Source organism: Pseudomonas sp. BE134 (assembly GCF_031456105.1).
Lineage (GTDB): Bacteria > Pseudomonadota > Gammaproteobacteria > Pseudomonadales > Pseudomonadaceae > Aquipseudomonas.
The window spans coordinates 38,455-54,059 of sequence record NZ_JAVDUA010000015.1; the positions used below are offsets into that span (position 1 = coordinate 38,455).

The following is a 15,605-nucleotide window of genomic DNA, read 5'->3' on the forward strand; positions in this document are numbered from 1 at the left end:
TGTCGTTGTGAGCAAACAGCTACGAGGCAATCAACTGTCGCAACACGTAATGCAAAATCCCCCCGGACTTGAAGTATTCGACTTCATTGAGCGTGTCGATCCGGCACAGCACTTCGATCTTTTCCTGGCTGCCATCTTCACGGCTGATCGCCAGCGTCAGGTTCATCCGAGGTCTGAGTTCAACACCGGTCAAGCCGAGAATATCCAGCGTTTCCTTGCCGGTCAGGTTCAGGCTTTTGCGGTTCTGATCCAGTTTGAACTGCAGCGGCAACACGCCCATGCCGACCAGGTTGGAGCGGTGAATCTGTTCGAAGCTTTCGGCGATGACGGCTTTCACGCCCAACAGATTAGTGCCCTTGGCCGCCCAGTCGCGACTTGAGCCGGTGCCATATTCCTGGCCCGCGATCACCACCAGCGGCGTGCCTGACGCTTGATAACGCATGGCGGCGTCGTAGATCGGCATTTTCTCCATGGTGGGCATATAGAAAGTGTTGCCGCCTTCTTCCCCGCCGAGCATCTCGTTGCGGATACGGATGTTGGCGAAAGTGCCGCGCATCATCACTTGATGGTTGCCGCGACGCGAGCCGTAGGAGTTGAAGTCGCGCGGTTCCACGCCTTTGTCGCGCAAGTACTGCCCGGCCGGGCTGTCGGCCTTGATGTTGCCAGCGGGGGAGATGTGGTCGGTCGTCACCGAGTCGCCCAGCAGCGCCAGCACTCTGGCCCCGACGACGTCCTTGACCACGGGCGGCGGGCCGCCGATGTCATCGAAGAACGGCGGGTGCTGGATGTAGGTCGAATCGTCCTGCCACACATAGGTCGCCGCTTGCGGCACCTGGATGGCTTGCCATTGCTCATCGCCGGCAAACACTTCGGCATATTCCTTGTGGAACATCGCGGTGTTGACCTGATTCACGGCGTCGGCAATTTCCTTGCTGCTCGGCCAGATGTCGCGCAAGTACACCGGGTTGCCTTCCTTGTCGTTGCCCAGCGGCTCACTGCTGATGTCGATCCGCACGGTGCCGGCCAAGGCATACGCGACGACCAGGGGCGGTGAGGCCAGCCAGTTGGTTTTCACCAGCGGATGCACGCGACCTTCAAAGTTGCGGTTGCCGGACAAGACCGAGGCGACGGTCAGGTCGGCGGCCTGGATGGCTTTTTCGATGGGCTCCGGCAACGGTCCGGAGTTGCCGATGCAGGTGGTGCAGCCGTAGCCGACCAATGCAAAACCCAGCTCATCAAGGTATTGGGTCAGGCCCGCCGCCTTATAGTAGTCGGTGACCACTTTTGAGCCCGGCGCCAGTGAACTCTTGACCCAGGGTTTGCGCGTGAGGCCTTTTTCCACGGCTTTTTTCGCCACTAAGCCCGCCGCCATCATCACACTCGGGTTGGAGGTGTTGGTGCAGGATGTGATCGCGGCAATCACCACTGCGCCGTGTTTCAGGCGATAGGTCTGGCCGCCATGTTCGTAGTCTGCTTCACCGGCCAGATCGGCATTGCCCACCGCGACACCGCCGCCGCCCTCACTTTCGAGACGGCCTTCTTCCTTGCTGGTGGGTTTGAATTGCAGATCGATGAAGTCAGAGAACGCCTGCGCGACATTGGGCAGGGAAACGCGATCCTGTGGGCGTTTTGGGCCCGCGAGGCAGGCTTCGACGCAGGTCATGTCCAGCGCGAGGCTGTCGGTAAACACCGGTTCCTGCCCCGGCAAGCGCCACAGACCCTGAGCTTTTGTATAGGCCTCGACCAGTTTGACCACTTCGACCGGCCGGCCAGACAGGCGCAAATACTCCAGCGTCACGTCGTCCACCGGGAAGAAACCGCAGGTGGCCCCGTATTCCGGGGCCATGTTGGCAATGGTCGCGCGGTCGGCCAGCGGCAGGTCGGCGAGGCCATCGCCGTAGAACTCGACGAATTTTCCGACCACGCCTTTCTTGCGCAGCATCTGCGTGACGGTCAGCACCAGGTCGGTGGCGGTGATGCCTTCCTTGAGCTTACCGGTGAGTTTGAAGCCGATCACTTCAGGAATCAGCATCGACACCGGCTGGCCGAGCATCGCCGCTTCCGCTTCGATCCCGCCAACACCCCAGCCGAGCACGCCAAGGCCATTGATCATGGTGGTGTGGGAATCGGTGCCGACCAGGGTGTCGGGGAACGCATAAGTGCGGCCATCCTCGTCTTTGGTCCAGACCGTGCGGCCCAGGTATTCGAGGTTGACCTGATGACAGATCCCGGTGCCCGGCGGCACTACGCTGAAGTTATGGAAGGCGCTCTGGCCCCAGCGCAAGAACGCGTAACGCTCACCGTTGCGCTGCATTTCGATGTCGACGTTCTGCTCAAAAGCCTGGCTGCTTGCGAATTTATCGACCATCACCGAATGGTCGATCACCAAATCCACCGGGGAGAGCGGGTTGATGCGTTGCGGGTCGCCGCCGGCCTTGGCCATGGCTGCGCGCATGGCGGCCAGGTCGACCACGGCGGGAACGCCGGTAAAGTCCTGCATCAATACGCGAGCCGGGCGGTACTGGATTTCCCGGTCGGAGCGACGCTCCTTGAGCCACGCGGCGATGGCCTTGAGGTCGGCGCCGGTGACGGTTTTTTCGTCTTCCCAGCGCAGCAGGTTTTCCAGCAGCACTTTCAACGACATGGGCAATGGGTCGAGATCACCGAGGCTCGTGGCCGCCTCGGGCAGACTGAAATAATGGTACGTCTTGTCGTCGACTTGCAGTGTTCTAAGGGTTTTCAGGCTATCGAGGGACGGCATTGAAATGACTCCTTTGGGTCCGCACGGCTACGGACTGGCGGGACAGACAGAACATTTAACCTAGCCCTGTTTGGACGTTAAGGCTAATTACTGGATGCTATGGTTAAGTCCAAAGTTGCGAACTCGGCTATCATGCGCCGGTTTTCGTGACAGGCTTTGCTTCAACGCAAGTCTGGGCATCGCGCAGTGGTTGAATGTCTCGCCATCTGCCCAGGAGTAAGAATGAACACCCTCTTTATGCATTGCCGGCCGGGCTTCGAAGGCGAAGTCTGTTCCGAGATCGCCGAACACGCTGCCCGTCTGAACGTGGCCGGTTATGCCAAGGCTAAAACCGCCAGCGCCTGTGCCGAGTTCATCTGTACCGAAGAAGACGGCGCCGAGCGCCTGATGCGTGGCCAGCGTTTCGCCGAGCTGATCTTCCCGCGCCAATGGGCGCGCGGGATCTTCATCGATCTGCCGGAAACCGACCGCATCAGCGTAATCCTCGCGCACATGGCAGATTTTCCGCTGTGCGGCAGCCTGTGGCTGGAAATGGTCGACACCAACGATGGCAAGGAACTGTCGAACTTCTGCAAGAAGTTTGAAGGTCACCTGCGCAAGGCGCTGATGGCCGCCGGCAAACTGGTGGAAGATGCGCACAAACCGCGTCTGCTGTTGACCTTCAAGAGCGGTCGCGAAGTGTTCATGGGCTTGGCCGAGTCGAATAATTCGGCGATGTGGCCGATGGGCATTCCACGCCTGAAGTTCCCGCGAGAGGCGCCAAGCCGCTCGACGCTGAAACTGGAAGAGGCCTGGCATCACTTCATCCCGCGTGACCAGTGGGATGAGCGTCTGCACAGTGACATGACCGGCGTTGACTTGGGGGCCGCACCCGGCGGCTGGACCTGGCAACTGGTCAATCGCGGCATGCTGGTGACGGCGATTGATAACGGGCCGATGGCCGAAAGCCTGATGGACACCGGTTTGGTGCAACACTTGATGGCTGACGGTTTCACCTTCAAGCCACGGCAGCCGGTGGACTGGATGGTCTGCGACATCGTCGAAAAGCCAGCGCGTAACGCCGCGATGCTGGAAGAGTGGATTGGCGAGGGCCATTGTCGAGAAGCGGTGGTCAACCTCAAACTGCCGATGAAACAGCGTTACGCCGAAGTGAAACGTTTGCTGGAGCGCATCGCCGACGGCTTCAAGGAGCGCGGGATTCGGGTTGAGATCGGCTGTAAACAGCTGTATCACGACCGGGAAGAAGTAACCTGCCACCTGCGCCGACTGGACGTGAAAAAACCGAAATCCCGCTGACTTGCGCGGACCAATGTTACTGATCGTTCCCACGCTCTGCGTGGGAATGCATCCCGTGACGCTCCGCGTCACATCCAAAGGCGGAACGCGGAGCGTCCCCGGCGGCATTCCCACGCAGAGCGTGGGAACGATCAGCCACAGTTGAACGAACACCCGGCATTGCCGGCCAGTTTCAGGAGTTAATCATGAGTGAAATGCTTGATACGCCGGTAGACGGCACCCTCGACGCCACCGGCCTCAACTGCCCGGAACCGGTGATGATGCTGCACCAGCACATCCGTGACCTGGTGCCTGGCGGCCTGCTCAAGGTGATCGCGACCGACCCGTCGACCCGTCGCGACATTCCCAAGTTCTGCGTATTCCTTGACCACGAACTGGTGGCGCAGCACGAAGAGGCGGGCACCTACCTGTACTGGATCCGCAAGAAACTCGCTTAACCCGCCGATTGACTGATGCGGATCCGCTTGCGTGCACTGCGCGCCAGGCGGATCGACAGCATCAGCGCCGCGCAGCTCAAGCCCACGATCAAGCCTTGCCACAGCCCGCTCGGGCCACTTGGGGCGCCGAACCAATCGGTCAGGCCCAACGCGTAACCCACCGGCAAACCAATCCCCCAGTAGGCGAACAGCGTCAGGATCATCGTTACTCGTGTGTCTTGGTAACCGCGCAATGCACCGGCCGCCGTCACTTGGATGGCATCGGAAAACTGGAACAGCGCCGAGTACACGATCAGCATCGCGGCCACTCGAATCACCGTCGGGTCAGCCGTATAGATCGCTGCAATAGGCTCACGCAGCATCAGCATCAGGCTCGCGGAAAGGCAGGCATAGGCCAGCGCCGTGCCCATGCCGACACCGGCGGCGAAACGTGCCTCGCGCGGCTCCTGACGACCGAGGGCCTGGCCGACTCGCACGGTCACAGCCATGCCGAGGGAATAGGGAATCATGAACACCAGCGAACTGAAGTTCAGGGCAATCTGATGCCCGGCCACCACCGTGGCACCGAGGCTGCCGATCAGCAGGGCGATCACCGCAAAGATACTCGACTCGGCAAACACGGCGATGCCGATCGGCAGGCCGATGCCCAGCAAGCGTTTGATCACCGACCATTGCGGCCAGTCAAAACGGCTGAACAACTGGCTCGATTGATAAGCCGGCGCCCAGCGTTCCCAGCCGGCCATGCCCAATGCCATCACCCACATCACAATCGCCGTGGCCCAGCCGCAGCCAACACCGCCCATGGCGGGTACGCCGAAGTGGCCATAGATGAAGATGTAATTCAGTGGGATGTTCAGCGCCAGCCCGCACAGGCCAAGCACCATCGCCGGGCGGGTACGGCCCAGGCCATCGCTGAAACAGCGCAACACATGGTAGAGGGCGACGGCGGGCAACCCGCTGGCAATGCCGTGCAGGTACTGCATGCAGGGTCCGATCAGTTCGGGATCGACTTTCATGAAGTGCAGGATTGGCTCGGCGCTAAACAGCATGCCGGTCGCCATCAACCCCACCACCAGGGCCAGCCACAGTGCCTGACGCACAATCGGGCCGATTTCACTGTGGGTACCGGCGCCAAAACGCTGGGCGACTTTTGGGGTGGTAGCCAGCAAGGTGCCGGTCATCAGCAGAAACACCGGCACCCAGATGGAGTTGCCCAGCGCGACCGCGGCCAGATCGCGAGGCCCGACCCGGCCCGCCATCACCGCGTCGACGAAGCCCATGGCGGTGGTGGCCAATTGCGCGATCGTGATCGGCAGCGCCAGGGCGAACAGGTTTTTCAGCTCAAGGCGCAGCCGGGCCGGGCGGGTGAGGGCGATAGCGGCAGGGCGGTCAGTCACGGAATTCAAAGGCGAAACGTCCAAAGGTGTTAATGCGCAAGGCGACGCATTCTACGCGCTGACGCCGTGGTCAGGAAAAATCCTGTGTTAGGGATTTGTAATCATATTTCCAACGTTGCGACATTCCCTTGTAGCAGCTGGCGAAGCCTGCGTCCGACTGCGAAGCAGTCGTAAAACCTGAGTTTATGGTCTTCCTGAAACACCGCATCGTCTGATTTCACGACTGCTGCGCAGCCGGACGCAGGCTTCGCCAGCTGCTACAAGGATGCGCAATGCTTGCTGGCTCACTACAGGCATCTACGCCTAAACTGCCGGTCCCCCAAAGGAGCCTTCCATGCTGATTGTTGCCGACGAAAATATCCCGCTGCTCGATGCCTTCTTCTCAGGAATCGGCGAAATTCGCCGGGTGCCGGGGCGCTCCATCGACCGCGCCACCGTCGAGCAAGCCGATGTGCTGCTGGTCCGCTCAGTGACCAATGTCAATCGTGCCTTGCTCGAAGGCAGTAACGTACGCTTTGTCGGCACTTGCACCATCGGCACTGATCACCTGGAGCTGGATTACTTCAAACAGGCCGGTATCACCTGGTCCAGTGCACCCGGCTGCAATGCACGGGGTGTGGTCGATTACGTGCTCGGCAGTCTGTTGACCCTGGCTGAAATCGAAGGCACTGACCTGACTCAACGCACGTACGGCGTGGTCGGTGTCGGCGAAGTCGGCGGTCGTCTGGTTAAAGTCCTGCAGGGTCTGGGCTGGAAAGTGCTGGTGTGTGATCCACCCCGGCAGGCGGCAGAAGGCGGTGATTTCGTCAGTCTCGAACAGATCATTGAGCAATGCGACGTGATCAGTCTGCACACCCCGTTGAAGAAACACGGCGCGCAGTCGACCTGGCACCTGTTCGATAAAAAACGCTTGAACCAGCTCAAGCCTGGCTCGTGGCTGATCAATGCCAGTCGTGGTCCAGTGGTGGATAACTCTGCCTTGCGTGAGGTGCTGCTTGAGCGCGAAGACCTGCAAGCGGTGCTCGACGTCTGGGAAGGCGAGCCTGAGGTCGACGTGGCGCTGGCTGAATTGTGTGTGTTGGCGACGCCGCACATTGCCGGGTACAGCCTTGAAGGGCGGCAGCGTGGAACGGCGCAAATTTATCAGGCGTGTTGCGATTTTCTCGGGCGTCCGGCCGAGGTCAGCCTCAGCGATTTGCTGCCGGCACCTTGGCTGTCGCACGTGACCCTGCATGCGCAGACTGATCCGGCGTGGGCGTTGGCCATGTTGTGCCGCGGCGTGTACGACCCGCGCCGTGACGATGCCGATTTCCGGCGCAGCCTGGTAGGCAATGTGAGCGAGCAGCGTGCGGCGTTTGATGCGCTGCGCAAACATTATCCGCAGCGGCGGGAGATTGATGGGTTGCAGGTGCGGATTGAGGGGGAGTCGGCTGAGCTGCATCAGATAGTGATGGCGTTGGGGGCTTCGGCTGTATAAAGACCGAGTCGGCCCCAATCGCTGGCAAGCCAGGCTCCCACAGGTTTTGAGTCGCCCGCCAAATAGGTGGACGACTCAAAACCCTGTAGGAGCCTGGATTGCCAGCGATAGCTTCACCGCAATTTCCGGATAAGCGCCCATAAAAAACCCGGCCCACCAGGGCCGGGTCAAGAAGACGTTGGCTATATCACTCTTGTTCGGCAGGCTTGACCAATCGCTTGTCCAGTTCGCTGCACGCTTTCTGGATCATATCTTCAGTGATCGGTACTTCGCGCCCTTCGGCATCGATAATCGAGCAACCCAGAGACTGGTTGGGCTGTGTGCGGATCACTTGAATCTTGTCTTCGCTGCTGTTTTGCAAGGACATGGCCTGTCTCCTCATCAGGTGTGCGCCTAGTTTAAAACCGCCAGGTGACCGGGCTATGACAACTCCCTGCGATCTTTCCCAAGCGGCCACTTCAGTCCAACAGAAATTTATAAACCTTGCCACCCGGACTTTAGACCAAAAGCGTCTAGAGACTAGTCATCGCGGTGATAATTAACCTGACTCATTGTGATTTACAGGATTCAGTGTCGGACGGTGTAGGCTGGCCCTATCAATGGTGTACCTGGAAAACTGCGATGCTCTCTGCCCGTCACCGCCGCGCGATCCGCATGACCCTGCGTTTTCTTGCGCCCTATCGCTGGCCAGCCTTTGGCGCCTTGCTCGCGCTGATTGTCACCGCCGGCATTACCTTGTCGATGGGGCAGGGTATACGCCTGGTGGTGGATCAGGGGTTCATGACCCAGTCACCGCACTTGCTCAATCAGTCCATCGGCTTGTTCATGGGGCTGGTGGTGGGGCTGGCGATCGGCACCTTCGCGCGTTTTTATCTAGTGTCGTGGATCGGCGAGCGCGTGGTCGCAGACATCCGCCGAAAAGTGTTCAACCACCTGGTTTATCTACATCCTGGCTTCTACGAAAACAATCGCAGCTCCGAGATCCAGTCGCGACTGACCGCCGATACAACGTTGTTGCAATCGGTAATAGGCTCTTCGTTGTCGCTGTTTTTGCGCAATTTGCTGATGGTTATCGGCGGGATTGTGCTGCTGTTTATCACCAATCCGAAGCTCACCAGCATCGTGGTCGTCGCCTTGCCATTGGTCGTCGCCCCGATCCTGATTTTCGGGCGCCGGGTGCGCAACCTGTCGCGCCTGAGTCAGGACCGGATCGCTGATATCGGCAGCTACGTCTCCGAAACCCTCAGCCAGATCAAAACCGTGCAGGCCTATAACCATCAGGTTCAGGACGAGCAGCGTTTCGCCGTGACGGTGGAAGACGCGTTCAACACCGCGCGTAAACGCATCTTCCAGCGCGCCTGGCTGATCACGCTGGTGATCGTGCTAGTCCTGGGCGCAGTGGGTGTCATGCTGTGGGTCGGTGGCATGGATGTGATCGCCGGGCGGATCTCGGCGGGTGAACTGGCGGCGTTTGTCTTCTACAGCCTGATCGTCGGCAGCGCCTTCGGCACTCTGAGCGAAGTGATCGGCGAGTTGCAGCGAGCAGCGGGCGCGGCCGAGCGGATTGCCGAATTGCTGCGCTCGGCAAACATCATCCAGCCGCCGACCATCGGTCTGGTGACCTTGCCAGAGCGGGTGAGGGGCGATCTGGTTCTGCAAGACGTACGTTTTTCCTACCCCTCACGGCCGGAAAGCTTCGCCGTCGACGGCTTGAGTCTGACCATTAATGCGGGGGAAACCCTCGCGCTGGTGGGACCGTCCGGGGCCGGTAAATCCACCGTTTATGACTTGCTGCTGCGCTTTTACGACCCTGCCGCCGGACAGATTCTGCTGGATGGTGTGCCGCTGACTCAGCTTGATCCGCTTGATCTGCGCCGCTGCTTCGCATTGGTCTCGCAAAACCCGGCGCTGTTTTTCGGCAGCATTGAAGAGAACATCCGTTACGGCAACCCGAGCGCTACCTTGGCCCAGGTTCAAGACGCCGCAAAAATCGCCTACGCCCACGACTTCATCGAGCAAATGCCCAACGGTTACCAGACGCATCTGGGCGACGGTGGCCTCGGTCTGTCCGGCGGTCAGCGCCAACGCCTGGCCATCGCCCGGGCGTTGTTGGTGGACGCACCGATCCTGTTACTCGACGAAGCCACCAGCGCCCTCGACGCACAGAGCGAACATCTGATCCAGCAAGCCCTGCCAAGCCTGATGAAAAACCGCACCACACTGGTCATCGCCCACCGATTGGCCACTGTGAAAAACGCGGACCGGATCGCGGTGATGGATCAGGGAAAGTTAGTGGCAGTGGGGACGCATCAGGCATTGATTGCGAGCAATGCGCTGTACGCGAGGCTGGCGGCATTGCAGTTTAGTGATGGCAAGGCCGAACTCGGTCTCCATTTGTAAACGCTATGTAGGAGCTGTCGAGTGAAACGAGGCTGCGATATTTTAAATGCGACCTCGTCCGACATCTCCTACCCGACATTACCGATCACTGATCATCAAAATACCGCTCATGCCAATCCACCAGCGGCTGTGGCGAATTGAGCTTCTGTCCGTAAATCACCGAATAAGACAGCACGTTCTGCACATACTGACGGGTTTCGTCGAACGGGATGCTTTCCACCCAGACATCGAAGCTCAGGTGGTCCGCGCCACGCAGCCACTGGCGTACGCGGCCCGGGCCGGCGTTGTAGGCGGCGGAGGCGAGGACGCGGTTGCCGTTGAACTGGGCGTGGACCTGGCTCAGGTACGCGGCGCCAAGCTGAATGTTTTTTTCCGGATCCAGCACTTGCTGCGGCGAGGCCAGCGGAATACTGAACTTGCGCGCGGTTTCCTTGGCGGTGGCGGGCATCAATTGCATCAGGCCGGTGGCGCCGACGCCGGAGCGTGCGTCGGCCATGAAGGCGCTTTCCTGGCGAGTGATGGCGAACACCCAGCTTGGATGCAGGCCGCGGATTTTGGCTTCACGGACCAGCGGTTCGCGGTAGGCCATCGGGAAGCGGATGTCCAGATCGTCCCAGTATTGTGCCTGGCTGATGGTGCGGATCGCCGGGAAATACCATCTCAGGTCATACGCCAGTTTTGCCTGGGCAACCATTTCGTCACGGCTGAAGTGTCGACTGACGTGATACCACTCACGGCGACCATCGACGACCTGCCCTCGTGCGTGGAATTCCAGGGCGCGACGAACGCCCGGTGTGTTGCGCACTTTGTTGATCAGCGCCTGGCTCAACACCAACGGTTTATTGTTCAGCGAATACGGGGACTGCGAACGATCAGCCGCGAGGAAACCATAGAAGTCACGCTCGCGAGCAAGGTTTTTATAAAGTGTTTGCACTTCCGCGTTCTGTGGCTGGGCCAGTTCAAGGCTGCGGGCCTGCCAATACCGCCAGCGATTGGTAGTCGCGAGTTCCTGCGGCACGCGCCGGGTCAGCTGATTGGCATCGTCCCAACGGCCCAGGCGCAACAACAACCGCAGACGCCATTCGGACACCGTGTTGTCGCGCAGTTCCGGGTCGTACTTGGTCATCACATCCAGTGCGCGGCTGTCGAAGCGTCGTGCGAGGGTCAGGCCGATTTCCCGGGCGATCGCCACTTTTTCATCGCGGGAGAAGTGCATGCTGCTGGCATAGCCGTCGAGCAGGGCCATGGCCTTGTCCGGGTCCTGTTTGGCCAGGCGGCGCAGGCCGAGGCTGACCACGTCGGACATCGGTTCGTCAGCCGGAGTGAAGCGCGAAGGCTGGTTAAGCAATTCCGGTTTTTGCGCCACATCAATCAGCAACCGGCCGCGCGGCGCGAGGGTGGTCAGGCCGTTCACGAGGCTGTTGGCCAGCGGATAATTGCGCGCCTGGGCGGCGAGCTTGGTGCGCTCCCAACGTTTTTGCTCGGTCAGTTGACCTTCGGCAGCCCACAGTCCGAACAACGCGTCGCACGCTTCCGGCTGGGATTTGCCGGTCAGCCACAATTTGTTGGCGTTGGCATAACCCTCGGCTTTCTGGTTGTGGGTGATCTGGTACTGCGCATTCAGGCAGTCCAGTTCGGTGAAATTGAGCTTGGGGTCGTAATACCTGACGAAGGTCGCCCAGTCGCCTCGCTCGGACAGCCAGCGCAGCCAGCGCAATTTCATCCAGTTGGCTTGCGGCAGGTCACCGTGTTCGGCGAGGAACTTCTCGATTTCGGCATTGCTGGCGGTTTTCAGGCGAGCGGTCAACTCGTCATAGGCCAGGTACGGTTCCAGCGGGTAGTCACTGAGGGCCTGGCTATAGCGAAAATAAGGACCGGAATCGCCCTTGGCCAAGGCACGCTTGGCTTCATCGTAATACTGGCGTTGGGTGGACAGGTCCACCGCCTGGGCTGATTGCACGGCTGTGGCAGTAAGAAGCAGACAAGATAAAAGACTGAAAAGGCGACTGCGCATGAGACATCCGGGCAGAGAAATCATGAAAAGCAGGGCAATGCCCGCACTGAATAATCTGTAGCTTAGCCTTTTGCCAGCAACGGGCGAAAGCTTTGCAGGCCCTCCGGCATAAGTTCGCAACATTTGTTATGCAGAGTGCTTCGAGAGTGAAATTGCCGGCCTTCTGAAGCCTCAAGTCAGGTAGAATGCGCGCCCGGTTTTTGGAGAAGCTCATGACCCTGCTCAAATTCAGCGATGTGTCCCTTGCTTTCGGCGCTATGCCGTTGTTGGACAAGGTGTCCTGGCAGATCGCCCGTGGTGAGCGGGTGTGCATCATCGGCCGCAATGGCACTGGCAAGTCCAGCATGATGAAGCTCGTCAAGGGCGACCAGAAGCCCGATGAAGGCTCCGTTTGGCGCGCACCCGGCCTCAAGATTGGCGAATTGCCGCAAGAATTGCCGGTAGCCGACGAGCGGACCGTGTTCGACGTGGTTGCCGAAGGCCTGGACGGTGTGGGCGAGTTGCTCGCGCAATATCACCACCTGAGCCAGAACATCGTCACCGACGCCGACCTGGACAAGCTGATGCACGTCCAGCACGACCTCGAAGCCCGCGATGGCTGGCGTTTGCAACAACTGGTCGACAGCACCTTGAGCCGTCTGCAGTTGCCGGCCGACAAGACCCTCGCCGAATTGTCCGGCGGCTGGCGTCGTCGCGTCCTGTTGGCTCAGGCGCTGGTTTCCGAACCGGACCTGCTGCTACTCGACGAACCGACCAACCACCTGGACATCGGTGCAATCGCCTGGCTCGAAGAAGCGCTGAAGGATTTCCAGGGCGCCGTGCTGTTCATCACGCACGACCGTTCATTCCTGCAGAACCTCGCGACCCGCATCCTCGAACTGGATCGCGGTGGCCTGATCGACTGGAACGGCGACTACGCCAGTTTCCTCGTGCACAAGGAAGCGTCGCTGGCCGCTGAAGAAACCGCCAACGCGCTGTTCGACAAGAAGCTGGCCCAGGAAGAAGTCTGGATCCGCCAAGGCATCAAGGCCCGTCGCACCCGTAACGAAGGCCGTGTTCGTGCATTGAAAGCATTGCGCGTTGAGCGTAGCGAGCGTCGTGAGCGTACTGGCAAGGCCAACATTCAGCTGGACACCGCTGACAAATCCGGCAAACAGGTTATGGTTCTCGAGAACGTGAGCTTCGCTCACCCGGGTGGCCCGTTCCTGATCAAGGATTTCTCGATGGTCCTGACGCGCGGCGACCGTATCGGTCTGCTTGGCGCCAACGGTACCGGCAAAACCACGCTGCTGAAGCTGATGCTCAGTGGCCTGCAGCCAACCAGCGGCACAGTGGAAGAGGGGACGCGCATCGACGTGGCCTACTTCGACCAGTTGCGCCATCAGCTGGACCTGGAAAAGACCGTGATCGACAACGTCGCCGAAGGTCGCGACTTCATCGATATCGATGGTCAGAGCCGTCACGTGCTGAGCTACCTCGGCGACTTCCTGTTCAGCCCGCAACGTGCCCGCACGCCGGTCAAGGCGCTGTCCGGTGGTGAGCGTGCCCGCCTGTTGCTGGCCAAACTGTTCAGCAAGCCGGCCAACCTGCTGGTCCTCGACGAACCGACCAACGATCTCGACGTCGAAACCCTCGAACTGCTGGAAGAGGTTCTGCTGACTTTCAACGGCACCGTGCTGATGGTCAGCCACGACCGGGCATTCCTCGACAACGTGGTCACCAGCACTCTGGTCTTCGAAGGTGAAGGCAAGGTTCGCGAATACGTCGGTGGTTATCAGGACTGGTTGCGTCAAGGCGGCTCGCCGCGCCTGCTGGGTGTGACCGAGAGTAAGTCCGGCAAAGCCGACCTGACCTCCGCAGTGGTGACTGCTGAAGCTGCACCAGTGGCTGCGGCTGTCGAAGCGCCAGTGGCAAAGAAGAAGCTCAGCTACAAGTTGCAGCGTGAGCTGGAAATGTTACCGGGTCAGATCGAAGCCATGGAACAGCAGATTGCTGTGGTTGAAGCACAAATGGCTGATGCCGGCTTCTATCAGCGTCCTGCTGCCGAGACGGCTGCAGTGATTGCTCAGTTGGAGCAGTTGCAGGCTGAACTCGACGTGATGGTCGAGCGTTGGGCCGAGCTGGATGCCTGATTGATCCTGCTATAAAAAAGCCCGGCGTTCAGTGATGAACGCCGGGCTTTTCGTATGGAATGCTATCTAAAGGCTGCAATAGATCCAATGTGGGAGCGAGCCTGCTCGCGATGGCGGCTTTTCAGTCAACATTGATATCGACTGAAAGGGCCCCATCGCCAGCAGGCTCGCTCTCTCAAGGGTTTAGCGTTTGATCAGGTGCACCGCGAGCACATCGCAAGGCGCGCCGTGCAGCACGTCATTGGCGGTCGAGCCCAGCAGCAATGCCAGGCCGTGTCGACCATGGCTGCCCACCACGATCAGGTCGCAAGTCTGTTCCTTGGCCAGGTGATGGATCTCCTGGCGGGGCTGGCCGTAGGTCAGGTGACTGTATTCCTTGGAGAGTTCCGGATATTTCACGATCAACCGGTCAAGGCGCTCCTTGGCCTGATCGAACTGCTGTTGTTGCAGTTGTGACAGATCCATGGGGACGTCGCCGCCAAAGGCCATGGCCATCGGCTCGACAATGTGCACCAGGGACAACTTCGCTCCGTTGCTCACCGACAGCTCGCGAGCGCGGTGGATTACAGGGTCGCACTCTTCGGTTAGATCTACAGCGACCAGAATATGGTTGTAGGGCATGAGGTGCTCCTCCTGAGGGTTGCAATATTGTTAAGTATGGCTGGTTTCAAGCGCAATGGTTTCAAAGTGACCCAAAGCGCTCATCAAGAATCGGGAGTACAGATATGACGGTCTGGATAGTGGTGTCAATCCTGCTGGTGGTGCTGAGCCCGCTGGCATGGTTGCGACCGTCTCGTGGTCAGAGCGGGCGAATGGCACTGCGCATGGAGGCACGACGTATCGGCCTGGCCATGCAATTGGCGCCTCAAGAGTGGCCGCATTGGTTAAGTCAGGAGCCGCCGAGCCCCTGCGCGCAGTACCATCGACCGCGCCGTGGCAATCAGCCTGCGTGCTGGAGTTACTGGCAAAAGTCGCCGGGTGAGTGGGTGAATCAGTGGCAGGAGATTTGCGAGGATCGGACGCTGCTCAATCATTTCGAAAAGTTGCCAGCCAACGTCTACAAGGTTGAGGCGGACAAGCAGATGATTACTCTGTATTGGGGCGAGAAGGGCGAGGCGACGGTGTTGCAAGACATTGACGCAGTGCTGAAAGCGCTGGCGTAACATGAGGATATTTCGCGCTGCAATGGCGCGATAGGTCCGACAGACAAGCAATAAAAAGCCCGACATCATCATCGGGCTGGGGTTGGCCAGGCAGGCCGGTAATTCGCTGTAGGTCTGTTCTTACGTTGGGCGTTCGCCCAAAACGTTCACATTTTTTCTTCGGGTTCGTGCCAGCGTAGCTTGTTAAACGCGGGCTGCAGCGAATTAGGGCGAATTTTCTAACAATTGATTCTATGAATGATCTCGGATCCATTCGTGTGTTGTAGATCTTCGCAGTACGGAAGTGACCGCAAAGTCGCGTTTCAACCCGTGTTTTGGGCGATTGACAATTGTCGGAAATTCCGTGAAGGTGGCGTACCCAAATCAAACGGGCGTATGAATTGAGCGTTTGTATTACAGACCGCTCCTACAGAATCCCGACTATCGCGTTGGAGGGTGTGCCGGGTGGATTGGCGTAGCATTGACGTTAAACGTCCTGCCGAACCATTCGCCTGCGTCCGACGTGTACTGTTCAGCTTCCATATCGTG

The 15,605-nt window shown here is 59.4% G+C and carries 11 protein-coding genes; 6 read left to right on the forward strand and 5 right to left on the reverse strand.

Features of this window, described 5'->3' with window-relative positions; translation table 11 throughout:
* Positions 1-19: 19 nt before the first annotated feature.
* Complete coding sequence (gene acnA, locus J2Y56_RS14190; protein WP_310350795.1) at positions 20-2,761, reverse strand: aconitate hydratase AcnA; 2,742 nt, start codon at positions 2,759-2,761, stop codon at positions 20-22.
* Between the two features lie 222 nt (positions 2,762-2,983).
* On the opposite strand from acnA, the gene rlmM reads away from it, so the two are divergent.
* Both rlmM and tusA read left to right on the forward strand, forming a co-directional pair.
* A complete protein-coding gene (rlmM, locus tag J2Y56_RS14195) occupies positions 2,984-4,057 on the forward strand; it encodes a 23S rRNA (cytidine(2498)-2'-O)-methyltransferase RlmM (protein WP_007945067.1) in 1,074 nt (357 codons plus the stop codon).
* A gap of 185 nt (positions 4,058-4,242) precedes the next feature.
* Entirely contained in the window at positions 4,243-4,494 is a 252-nt protein-coding gene (tusA, locus tag J2Y56_RS14200; RefSeq protein ID WP_007945068.1) for a sulfurtransferase TusA, read from the forward strand.
* Here the strand turns inward: tusA and J2Y56_RS14205 are convergent.
* Positions 4,491-5,900: an MATE family efflux transporter gene (locus J2Y56_RS14205; protein WP_007945069.1), complete on the reverse strand. Its 1,410-nt coding sequence runs from the start codon at positions 5,898-5,900 to the stop codon at positions 4,491-4,493. The two genes, tusA and J2Y56_RS14205, sit on opposite strands and share 4 nt — an antisense overlap.
* Positions 5,901-6,225: 325 nt before the next feature.
* Between J2Y56_RS14205 and pdxB the strand changes: the two genes are divergently transcribed.
* Complete coding sequence (pdxB, locus tag J2Y56_RS14210; protein ID WP_310350799.1) at positions 6,226-7,368, forward strand: 4-phosphoerythronate dehydrogenase PdxB; 1,143 nt, start codon at positions 6,226-6,228, stop codon at positions 7,366-7,368.
* A 187-nt stretch (positions 7,369-7,555) separates the two neighbouring features.
* On the opposite strand, the gene J2Y56_RS14215 is transcribed toward pdxB, so the two are convergent.
* Positions 7,556-7,735: a PA1571 family protein gene (locus J2Y56_RS14215; protein WP_007944132.1), complete on the reverse strand. Its 180-nt coding sequence runs from the start codon at positions 7,733-7,735 to the stop codon at positions 7,556-7,558.
* A 254-nt stretch (positions 7,736-7,989) separates the two neighbouring features.
* On the opposite strand from J2Y56_RS14215, the gene J2Y56_RS14220 reads away from it, so the two are divergent.
* Positions 7,990-9,768 carry an ABC transporter transmembrane domain-containing protein gene (locus tag J2Y56_RS14220; RefSeq protein ID WP_310350801.1) on the forward strand — a complete coding sequence of 593 codons (1,779 nt, stop codon included), beginning with the start codon at positions 7,990-7,992 and terminating at the stop codon, positions 9,766-9,768.
* A gap of 85 nt (positions 9,769-9,853) precedes the next feature.
* Here the strand turns inward: J2Y56_RS14220 and J2Y56_RS14225 are convergent, their stop codons facing one another.
* Positions 9,854-11,782: a transglycosylase SLT domain-containing protein gene (locus tag J2Y56_RS14225; RefSeq protein WP_310350803.1), complete on the reverse strand. Its 1,929-nt coding sequence runs from the start codon at positions 11,780-11,782 to the stop codon at positions 9,854-9,856.
* Positions 11,783-11,994: 212 nt separating this feature from the next.
* Here J2Y56_RS14225 and J2Y56_RS14230 point away from each other — a divergent pair, with 212 nt between their 5' ends.
* Entirely contained in the window at positions 11,995-13,914 is a 1,920-nt protein-coding gene (locus tag J2Y56_RS14230) for an ATP-binding cassette domain-containing protein (protein ID WP_007944135.1), read from the forward strand.
* Positions 13,915-14,097: 183 nt separating this feature from the next.
* Here J2Y56_RS14230 and J2Y56_RS14235 read toward each other — a convergent pair whose 3' ends face one another.
* Complete coding sequence (locus J2Y56_RS14235; RefSeq protein WP_007944136.1) at positions 14,098-14,535, reverse strand: universal stress protein; 438 nt, start codon at positions 14,533-14,535, stop codon at positions 14,098-14,100.
* Positions 14,536-14,639: 104 nt separating this feature from the next.
* Between J2Y56_RS14235 and J2Y56_RS14240 the strand changes: the two genes are divergently transcribed.
* A complete protein-coding gene (locus J2Y56_RS14240; protein ID WP_007944137.1) occupies positions 14,640-15,077 on the forward strand; it encodes a hypothetical protein in 438 nt (145 codons plus the stop codon).
* Positions 15,078-15,605 lie beyond the last annotated feature (528 nt).